Source organism: Leptothoe sp. PORK10 BA2 (genome assembly GCF_034932105.1).
GTDB lineage: Bacteria > Cyanobacteriota > Cyanobacteriia > Phormidesmidales > Phormidesmidaceae > Leptothoe.
In genome coordinates this window covers 1-9,893 of sequence record NZ_JAYGIG010000073.1, presented here as the reverse complement: position 1 = coordinate 9,893, position 9,893 = coordinate 1, and the positions used below count along the sequence as shown (strand labels likewise).

Sequence of the window (9,893 nt, the reverse complement as noted above, 5' to 3'; positions counted from 1 at the left end):
GTAGACCCACTCTACTTTTGACTAAATTACTGGCTAATAAAACTGAGATGTCTAAAACCCTTGACCCACCTGATTTAGCCGCTTGAGAACGGGGCAGAAGCAAAACAGAAACTTGTCATTGTCCAGATCATTAAATCTGGTGGATTTTGATCCAGGCTATCCCAAAACTCCATCGGATTAGACACCAGTGTCAGTTGAAACCCCCAAGGCATGAGTAATGTTTTCAAACAAGCAAGAATTACAGGATCATCATCCAAGGCAAGAATTCGGGCCGCAGGCAACGTAGCTTGAGCCAAACTGTGGGTCACCGTTTCCAATACCTGAGCAACCATCACCGGCTTTTGCAGAAACGCACTAGCCCCCGCCCGTAGCAGATTAACCCGATCGATCAAGCCGTCTTTGTCCGTCGCAACAATCACCTGGAGTGACGGTTGCTGACGGGACAAGTCAGAGAGCCACGCCAACCCTTCATTTACGTTTGTAGAACAGTTGACATCCACCATCACCACATCGACAGAGTGTTGCTTTAATAGTTGTGTTGCCTCGTCCAGGGTAGTGGCAATGTGAGTCTGAATTCCCAAAATAAAGGCCTCATGGATGAGTGTCTCAATCAGCAACGGATCATTATCGATAATCAGCCACTGATAAATCAGGGAGTCAGGTTGCTGGCGAGGTCGCTGTCCATGGCTGGGAAGTTTTGCAGGCATTTGCAAAGCCTGACGTAATTGCTGCACCAACCCAGGTAATTGCTGAATATGTTCCAATTCTGGGGCTGGGGTAACTAAAAGTAACTGCTCAATCTGAGCAGCGAGTTGAGACGCCGTGGTAAAGCCAAAACTGCCTAAGGCCCCTTTGAGTTTATGGGCAGATTTTTGGGCATTGACCAAGTCCAGTTGGCTATGGGCTAAGTCCAAGGCTGAGTCCAAGTGCTCAGCTTTGAGCATGGTTACCACCTGGTCCAAGGCATCGATCAGCGCTAAATACTTCTGTTGATGACGTACCCAAATATCCTTTAGGGGAGTCAGGACTCGATCTTGGTTGACGGGGAGATGATCGACTATGGGGCCTTGGGGAACTGGGGAAAGCGTTCCCAAGGATGGAGGAGACAAACTTGGTTCTGAAGCCACCGGCAAGGGCTTCAACCGATAGCCGAGGCCATAGACGGTCTCAATCATCGGCTTAGCACCCCCCAGTCTCAGCTTACGACGCAGGCTTTTCACATGGCTGCGCAACGCGTTTTCAGAGGGCATTTTCTCATAGGTCCACAGTCGCTCCATCAACGAATTGAGGCTAAAAATTCGATATTGGTGTCGTAATAGGAGTTCTAATAGCTCATACTCTTTGCTGGTCAGGTTCAGACGTTGGCCCAGACAAAAAACCTCACAGCTACTGGGGTTTAGGGTGACAGTATCCCAGGACAACAGGGGTGATGGTTCAGTTTGTCCCCGCCGTAACAGTGCCCGCATCCGGGCCAGCAGTTCGCTCAGATCTAGGGGTTTAATCACATAATCATCCGCACCAGCATCTAGCCCAGCAATTTTACTGGCCTGGGTATTTTCGGCCGTCATGAGTAACACCGGCACCGTATACCCTGAAGCCCGCAGCTGATGACAAAAACTAATGCCATCCAGCTTAGGCAAGCGCAGATCTAGTGCAGCGTCAAAGCTAAAAATTAGGATTGACTCGGTGAGTCATAAATCGTGAATCATCAGTTCTGATAAGGTTCAGGCACGTTGTAAGCGACTCTCATCGATCCCAAATCTTAGTCTTGACGGACCACTAGCAGCACCAAATCATATTCAAACAGTTCCACTAACTCCCATCCGGCTTGACCATCGGCGGCTACTTCAACCTGATAATGATGCTTACTAAGGGTCTGGTCGAGCACCTCGGCTAATCCGGCATCGTCTTCTACGATCAAGATTTTCATGGGCAGGTAGAACTCTGGGAATGGGTACGAACCTAATGGGTCAGGGGGAAAAGCCGGAGGAAGTCAAGGCAGCAAAAAGTACGGAGACAGATGATTTTATTTGAACAAGTAAACCAACAGGAACGAACAGCGGTGCCTTCCTAGGGAAATCCACAATTCCTATCCAACCAGCCAAATGTGTTTTTTTTGTGAGTCCGGCTACCATAGTAATTTACTGCAGGTTCTCAGCTAATTGCACCGCACATAGCTTTTGCTATCTACAGCTTTCAACAATCACCTATGGTGTGAACTATGGGCACAAGGCTATATTTCCATACCTCAACCTGTCCTTTCTTCACATTTTCCTCATATTTAATGGTTACGTTTATAGAGTTCCTAGATAGACATCCCAGCGGGACATCTTATTTTTTCCAACTAAACACGTCACAATGGGCATCAGGTCATTATGAATAATTGTCTTTGCTGCAATAATTCCTTACTACGCCATATTCGCCACAGCAACATCTACTGGTACTGCTCCACCTGTCGCCAGGACATGCCCCAGACTACAGCGACTGCGGTCACCCGATCGTTTGCGATGGTGCAACGACAGCTGACTCGGTCAGAAAATCCAGCCTTTTATGTTCCTGTGCAGACTCTGCTACCCGTAGCAACTTAGGCTTGTCTCCTTTGGTGGATTGATCAACGACAAGGATTTGCAACCCACTAATCCCCTACTCCGGCCAACTCGCCTCAATCCTATTCAACACATCCTCCACCGGCTCCCCTGCCACATATTCCACCACCCCAGACCAGAAGGTGCCAGTCCCCACGACCCCGGGCATCATATCCGAGCCATCAAACCGAATAGTCTCCGCATTATTCAAAAATTCCGCCTGCTTTTTACTCAGGGCATCGGGATAGGCATCTAAACTCACCTGCTTGTGGGGAGACAAAAATCCCCCCAGACCGGCCCAAATTTCATGGGGCGTGGGTGTCGCCAAATAGGCCATCAGCGCCTGGGCTTCAGGGGTGTTATTAAACATGCCAAACACATCCCCCGCCACCAAAACCGGCGTGCCATAGTCTGGGTTAATCCCCGGCAGCAAAAAGATATCCACCTCCTCCGTCACATTCACATCGGCGGGAAAGAAGCGAGAAATAAAGTTGGCTTGGCGGTGCAGGTAACAGGTGGGGCTATCACCAAAGAGACCCTGGGGAGCATCCCCAAAGGGCGTACGAATGGCCCCCACCGTCCCCCCCACCACGTAGTTTTCATTCAGCACAATGTCGCCAAAGTATTCAAAGGCAGTCTGGACCACACCGTCATTAAACGGAATCCCATGGGTAATCCACTGGTCATACATCTCCGGTCCAGCCGTCCGCAGCATAATGTCTTCCACCCAGTCAGTCCCCGGCCACCCCGTTGCCTCACCGCTTTCTAAGCCGACACACCAGGGCATTACCCCCGCATCCACAATCTGATCGCTCAGGGCCATCATTTCATCCCAGGTAGTCGGCACTTCAAACCCTTGGGCCGCAAACGCCTTGGGGTTGTACCACACCAAGCTTTTCACCGAAGCTCGATACCAAATGCCATAAATGCTGCCATCAACAGTAGCCAATGACAGCCAGGCCTCTGGGTAAGCATTGGCCAGGGTGCCCTGATCCATAAACTCAGTCACCGGCACCATTTGGCCCGCTTCCACAAAGTTAGCCATCAGCCCCGGCTGCGGAAACATGGCAATATCCGGCGCATCCCCCGACTCCACCCGCATCGTTAGCAGCATCGCAAAGGAATCGGTCCCCTCATAAATCACATCAATGCCCGTTTCCGCCTCAAAAGGCTTAAGGGCTTCTTCCAATTTCACCTGCTGTTCACCAACAATCAAACCAAGAATGGTGACCGTTTTTTCTGCACTTTCTGATGCTCCATCATCACCGCCACCGCAAGCATTCAACGCTAACAATGCCGCTAGCGATAACGATAGTCGCGTTTTCAAATGGATCATAGTTATCAAATTCGAGGATTAAACAGCAATTTTCTTTGTTCACTTTCTTTGTTCACATAGTATCAAGGCAGACAGTTAAAGGGCATTAAGGGATCAGGGGTTTGAATGCCTAAATTTGACTTTTTAATTGAAGCTCTGCAAATCTATTGTCATCATGTAAATTCAAGGCAGACCCATCCAGACAGCCCTACTCAAAACTTAGAACGCTCCCAACCATGGCCCAGCTAGAGCTGTTTCCATCATCCGCTCGACCTAATGATTTTGACTATACAGTCCGCACCAGCCAGCGGGCCAAGCATGTGTCGATCAAAATTTCGGTAGACGGCAGCGTGGAGGTGGTCGTGCCCCCCAAGTACAACTGCAACAAGCTACCGGGCCTCATGGCGAATCGGCGGGACTGGATTCTAAAAAATCGGGCCCGGTTGCTAAACGAACGACAGGATACGACCACGGATTGGCAGACCAGCCAGCCAGAAAAACTGGAACTGCGGTGGCAGGCTCCCCTAGCCCAAGCGGACCCTAGTGAGGTGTGGCAGGTGAGCTATGAGGCCGACCCAGGGCCGACGCTGTGTATTCCGTTGCCGGGGCATGGGTTAAAGGTGCGGGGTAATGTGGACCATTTACCCACTTGCCATCAGGTCCTGTGTGAGTGGTTAGGGCACAAGGCCCATCGGGAGCTAGTGCCCTGGCTACGGCAGCTCAGTTTTGATTTGGAGCTACCGTTTAAGCGGCCTTCGGTACGGGGTCAAAAAACCCGCTGGGCCAGTTGCTCTAGCAATAAAAACATCAGCCTGAATTACAAGCTACTGTTTTTACCCCAGGAGGTGGTGCACTACGTATTGGTACATGAGCTATGCCACACCGTCCATATGAACCATTCCCCGGCATTTTGGCAACTGGTGGGAGAAAAAATGCCTGAATTTGAGGTTCATCGCAAAATTCTGAAAAACGGGTGGAAATACGTACCTCGATGGGTGGAAAGTTGATGGTTTTCCGCCATCTTGCGGAATTTACAGGATCATCCTTTTATACATAGATGTAAATTGTATGTTTAAATAGACCAGATTGGGGCTGTAGCTCAGCTGGATAGAGCGACCGCCTCCTAAGCGGTAGGTCGTGCGTTCGAATCGCGCCAGTCCCGTCCTCAATCACTTGGTTTACGTGCCCATAATTTCCCAAGGTAAAATGACATCAAGTCATAAACCTTTGCGAAATTACGGGCATTTGTAATCTTGAGGCTCAGCATTTGTCCCTTGAGCGATCTACATCCCAGGGGTCAAAAACCGCACTAAATACGGAACCGCATAGTCCACATCCTTAGGTTGACTGCTCTTCAGCAAAGAATCCGGCTTACTTGCTTCATGAGGAATGCCGTCAGACCCTCCTCAACCGAAGGAAGAGAGTTATTTTTATTTGAGTGCATCTAAAATGGCTAGTTGTTCAACAACGATCGGTTTGGCAATCCGAGAAAAAGTGCCCGAAACAATTCTTCTAAGGCAACTGTCCCCCTATTCAAAGCTATAGCTTAGAACGACCAAACAAACCCAAAAGAACAACTCAACCCACGGTAGGTCCGGATGAAAAACAAAAAAAGAGAGCCCTCACCCATGAGACTCTCTTAAAACAGACATATTGATGGTGTGGAAAACATTCACCAGCCGTCAGTTTAAGCTCCTGGGAGCTCTAAGATATAGCCAAAGTCCCTTCTAACGTGCCAGTCGCCGCCTGCCAAGCTCCCACTCCCCCCATTAACTCAGCAACCTTTTTATATCCAGATTCACGCAGCTTAGAGGCCGCTTCGGCTGTAGCGTCATCAGTGCCACCATAAATATAGATATCACGTTCATACTCAAGGCTAGCTTTAGCTCGGTCCACTAGCTCATCCACAGGCATTGAAATAGCACCTGAAATGCGGCTTTCATTAAATAGGTCTCTATCTCTAACATCAATAATGGTCAGCGCAGGCTCCCCCCAGTCTAGGCGGTCCTTGAGATCAAACACGGTAGACACGGGCTTCAACGGTTTCGGGATAGGGAAGAATAGGGAGGACATAGGTTTGACAGCGCTGTAATGACAACCAACCCCTAGATTGTAACGAAGGTCAAATAAAATGTAATTTATATTCCATGACAATTGACATATACGCAAACATACACATCAAAAACAGAAATATGCTTGATTCCTTGTGAGCAAATCGGTTCCAGCTACACCCACAAAGCCATGGAATTGCCCATGCTGGCTAATCTCCACCACAGGCATTGAATCATAATGGGCAAATCACAAGTCTTCACCATTGGATAGACCGCTGCCACAGGTCCTGATGGTAAAGACTTATGGTTATGGAGCTATGGGGAAAGCTATAGGGCACAGAACACCATCAAAAGCACGCCACCTAAAACTGGGGTATAATAAATCTAAAGAAAACATTAAAAAACCTACAGCCAAAGCAATTTTAATCTTTTGAAAAAATAAAACGTACCCCATAACAGAGCAAACGGTATGGATGCTTCAAAACTACGATTACTTTGGTCTGTGATCTTAGAGAATTCGCCAGAGAGTATTGCGACAATTCCTGACGCTTTTTTTGTTAACTTCATCCTCGACCAGATACAATCCAGGACTTGCCTGAGCAGGGACGAGCAGCGTGCAATGCAATCTTACCTACAAACTAAACGAGGACTTATTCTTGACATGATGCAGGGGTAGTCAGCCATATTTTTTGACTGTTTCCTAGCGCTAGCAGTGCCATGGGAGACAACCGCCTCTGGCAATAGTCCTCAAAAAAGCCCTAAAAGCACCTGGACTCGATTGAGTCCAGGTATCAGCAGTGAGGGGTTACTGTCGGTCCATCCCCACTAATGCCGCTGTCCGCTGCGGTTGAACTATGACATGACCATCTCGATCCACATCTAGAACGGCGGTTTCTCCAGCTTGAATTTGACCAGCCAAGAGGGCTTCGGCCAGGTTGTCTTCCACCAGACGGGTAATGGCCCTTCTTAGCGGACGCGCACCATAGCTGGGATCGTAGCCTTCTAACACCAGTTTCTCCTTGAAAGCTTCTGTTATTTCGATCTTGATTTCCTGCTCGGCTAAGCGGCCAGCTACATCCTGCAACAAAATTTCGGCAATCTGCATGACTTCGCCACGGGTGAGCTGATGGAAGACAACAATTTCATCCAACCGGTTGAGAAACTCAGGACGAAAAACTTCCTTTAGGGCTCCATTCACCTGTTCACAAATGCGCTCATATTTGGCTGCGGTGACGTCTCCATCCACCATTTCAAAGCCAATGGCGCTGCCTTGTTTTTCAATGGCTCTGGCACCAATATTGGAAGTCATGATGATCAGGGTGTCTTTAAAGCTCACCACCCGGCCCTGGGAATCGGTCAAGCGCCCCTCGTCTAACAGCTGCAATAGCAAATTAAAAACATCGGGGTGGGCCTTCTCGATTTCATCGAATAGCACGACAGTATAAGGTTTACGCCTTACTGCTTCTGTCAGTTGGCCGCCATCACCGTACCCCACATATCCCGGAGGCGACCCAATCATCTTAGCCACCGACTGGGATTCCATATATTCCGACATGTCTAGGCGAACGATGGCATCTTCAGCGCCAAATACGGTACCGGCTAGGGCCTTGGTTAATTCCGTTTTACCCACCCCCGTCGGACCACAGAAAATGAAACTAGCGATGGGTCGCTCAGCCCCCCTCATCCCCACCCTTGCCCGCCGAATGGCTTTCGCCACAGAGCTCACCGCATTGTCTTGTCCAATGATGCGCTGGTGTAGAGTATCTTCCAGCTTCATCAGCATGGCAGACTCGGATTTCGTGATCTGATTAGCGGGAATTCCTGTCCATGAAGCGACCACCTGGGCAATATCGTCTACCCCAACTACGGGTTGCGGGGAGGGGCTTCTGTTACTGTTAAATGCATTGAGTTTGGCTTCCATGGCAATTTCCTGATCCCGCAGCTGGGTAGCGCGATCAAAGTCCTGGGCTTTTACTGCAGCATCCTTATCCCAGTTGATTTTTCGGAGAGCCTGCTTAAGTTCTTTGGCTGAAGAAGTTTGAGCATGGCGTAGGTGCACACAGGAACCCGCCTCATCGATCAGATCAATCGCCTTATCGGGTAAATAGCGGTCTGCAATATAGCGATCCGCTAGCGTGGCGGCGGCCACTAGGGCCTGATCAGAAATGGTCAGATTGTGGTGTTGTTCATAGCTGGCACGCACCCCCTGCAAAATCTCGATGGTCTCCTCAACAGTGGGTTCGTTAACCATCACGGGCTGAAAACGCCGCTCTAAAGCGGCATCTTTTTCAATGTGCTGACAGTATTCGTCCAGGGTAGTGGCGCCAATACACTGCAATTCGCCCCGTGCCAGGGCAGGCTTGAGCAGATTTGCCGCATCCATACCGCCCTCTGGGCCTCCGGCACCGACCAGGGTATGAACCTCATCAATCAGCAAAATAATGTTGCCAGCCTGGTTGATTTCCACCAGGATCTGTTTCAATCGTTCTTCAAACTCACCGCGAAAGCGAGACCCTGCAACTACTGCATTCAGGTCTAGGCTCAACACCCGCTGATCCAACAGATGCTCTGGTACGGTTTGACTCACGATTCGCTGGGCTAACCCTTCGCCAATGGCAGTTTTGCCGACGCCAGGTTCGCCAATCAGGACAGGATTATTTTTGCGGCGACGACCGAGAATTTGCACTACCCGCTCAATCTCTTGTTGGCGGCCAATGACCGGATCAATTTTACCTTCACGGGCTAACTGGGTCAGGTCGGTGGCAAATTCTTCTAACGTCTTGCCTATCGAGCGGCTAGGTTCCTGCTGACCGCCTTCAGGGGTTACGGGTTGCCTTTCGCCCAGAGCCCGAATCAGGTCAAGACGAAGCTTGAGCAGATTCACACCCAACATGTGCAGAATCTTTGCAGCAGAGCTATCAGGACTGCCGGTTACCGCTAGCAGTAAATGTTCTGGCCCCACATAGGTTTGGCCCAGCTGTTTCGATTCCTGGATGGACTGTTCGAAAAGCCGCTTAGCACCAAAGGTAAACGGCTTTTCAGCCGACTTTGGCTGACCATCAGTTTTTAAGATGGTCTCAACCGCTGATTGAACCATCTGAAGGGTAATACCAGCATCTTTAATGATAGGGGCGAGCAGGCGGTCACCTTGGGCAAGCATCCCCAGCAGAATTAGTTCGGTGCCAACATAGTACTGGTTTAATTGGTTGGCCTGCTGTTGGGCAATCATGATGCCCGAAATTGCCTTGTCGTTAAAAATGTCAAACATAATACGAGGTGCTGGGTGGGTGAGCTGCGAAATGAGGAGAATGGGTCAGAGGGGAAGGATAACCGGCAGGGGGTGAAGCATTTAGGAATGGCTGGACCGGGGCTATCAATCCTGCCATGGGCTCCCTTTGACCAATCGGTGCATCGCCTAAGTCAGGAATGGCGGAATGGGCAACGGATTTTTCATATCCCTCCGATACATTAATTTATGTTAACCCTTGCATTAGGAATAATAATTTCTCTGGGGTTGACTTAGGGAGTGGGGAAAGCCGTACAAATGGATATTTTTATCGGTAGAACAATGGATTCGTTAACCCGAACGGGTTGATTACAGCGTGCCGCCCTACAACTAAATATGAGATTTAGTTACATTAGTTTACCAAAAATCCAGGGCCACCAGAGGTTGCATATAGAAGTCTGGATTTAGGTCTGGTGCTAGGGGTAGCTGGATATGGGAAACGCCTGGATTAAGGCTTCACGAAAATTCTCGGATTGCCTTGGCTTTGATTAGACCTCTTGCATAATAGATTTCATGGTATATTAGAGGGTTTTAGTTCACTGTTTCCATGTCAGGCAGATGAACTACGAAGCAACCCAAACCCTGAGCGGCCAAAAGTTTAAGCGCCGATTTGGTGTCCAACGCGCCACTTTCAATCGCATGGTCAAAGGCGTTCA

Annotated in this window: 7 protein-coding genes and 1 tRNA gene; 3 read left to right on the top strand and 5 right to left on the bottom strand. The window is 49.4% G+C overall.

The genetic code is table 11. The annotated features are described in order from the left end of the window. Positions 1 to 74: 74 nt before the first annotated feature. Positions 75 to 1,640: a response regulator gene (locus VB741_RS13710; RefSeq protein WP_323365746.1), complete on the bottom strand. Its 1,566-nt coding sequence runs from the start codon at positions 1,638 to 1,640 to the stop codon at positions 75 to 77. 122 nt (positions 1,641 to 1,762) lie between these two features. Next, positions 1,763 to 1,930: a response regulator gene (locus VB741_RS13705; protein ID WP_323365745.1), complete on the bottom strand. Its 168-nt coding sequence runs from the start codon at positions 1,928 to 1,930 to the stop codon at positions 1,763 to 1,765. A gap of 445 nt (positions 1,931 to 2,375) precedes the next feature. Here VB741_RS13705 and VB741_RS13700 point away from each other — a divergent pair, with 445 nt between their 5' ends. Beyond that, positions 2,376 to 2,588: a hypothetical protein gene (locus VB741_RS13700; RefSeq protein ID WP_323365744.1), complete on the top strand. Its 213-nt coding sequence runs from the start codon at positions 2,376 to 2,378 to the stop codon at positions 2,586 to 2,588. Between the two features lie 55 nt (positions 2,589 to 2,643). Here the strand turns inward: VB741_RS13700 and VB741_RS13695 are convergent, their stop codons facing one another. After that, positions 2,644 to 3,921: an ABC transporter substrate-binding protein gene (locus VB741_RS13695; RefSeq protein ID WP_323365743.1), complete on the bottom strand. Its 1,278-nt coding sequence runs from the start codon at positions 3,919 to 3,921 to the stop codon at positions 2,644 to 2,646. Between the two features lie 215 nt (positions 3,922 to 4,136). Here VB741_RS13695 and VB741_RS13690 point away from each other — a divergent pair, with 215 nt between their 5' ends. Then, entirely contained in the window at positions 4,137 to 4,907 is a 771-nt protein-coding gene (locus VB741_RS13690) for a M48 family metallopeptidase (RefSeq protein ID WP_323365742.1), read from the top strand. Positions 4,908 to 4,988: 81 nt separating this feature from the next. Further along, positions 4,989 to 5,062: transfer RNA gene (locus VB741_RS13685), tRNA-Arg, on the top strand. Positions 5,063 to 5,604: 542 nt separating this feature from the next. Here VB741_RS13685 and VB741_RS13680 read toward each other — a convergent pair. Further along, the gene (locus tag VB741_RS13680; protein WP_323365741.1) at positions 5,605 to 5,931 is read right to left on the bottom strand and encodes a rhodanese-like domain-containing protein; all 327 of its coding nucleotides are present in this window, start codon (positions 5,929 to 5,931) and stop codon (positions 5,605 to 5,607) included. Positions 5,932 to 6,756: 825 nt separating this feature from the next. After that, on the bottom strand, positions 6,757 to 9,219 hold the full coding sequence (locus tag VB741_RS13675; protein WP_323365740.1) for an ATP-dependent Clp protease ATP-binding subunit: 2,463 nt from the start codon (positions 9,217 to 9,219) through the stop codon (positions 6,757 to 6,759). Positions 9,220 to 9,893 lie beyond the last annotated feature (674 nt).

Coding starts and splice junctions, on each gene's coding strand:
- VB741_RS13705 (WP_323365745.1), bottom strand. CDS start 1,930: ATGAAAATCTTGATCGTAGAAGACGATGCCGGATTAGCCGAGGTGCTC.
- VB741_RS13700 (WP_323365744.1), top strand. CDS start 2,376: ATGAATAATTGTCTTTGCTGCAATAATTCCTTACTACGCCATATTCGC.
- VB741_RS13695 (WP_323365743.1), bottom strand. CDS start 3,921: ATGATCCATTTGAAAACGCGACTATCGTTATCGCTAGCGGCATTGTTA.
- VB741_RS13690 (WP_323365742.1), top strand. CDS start 4,137: ATGGCCCAGCTAGAGCTGTTTCCATCATCCGCTCGACCTAATGATTTT.
- VB741_RS13675 (WP_323365740.1), bottom strand. CDS start 9,219: ATGTTTGACATTTTTAACGACAAGGCAATTTCGGGCATCATGATTGCC.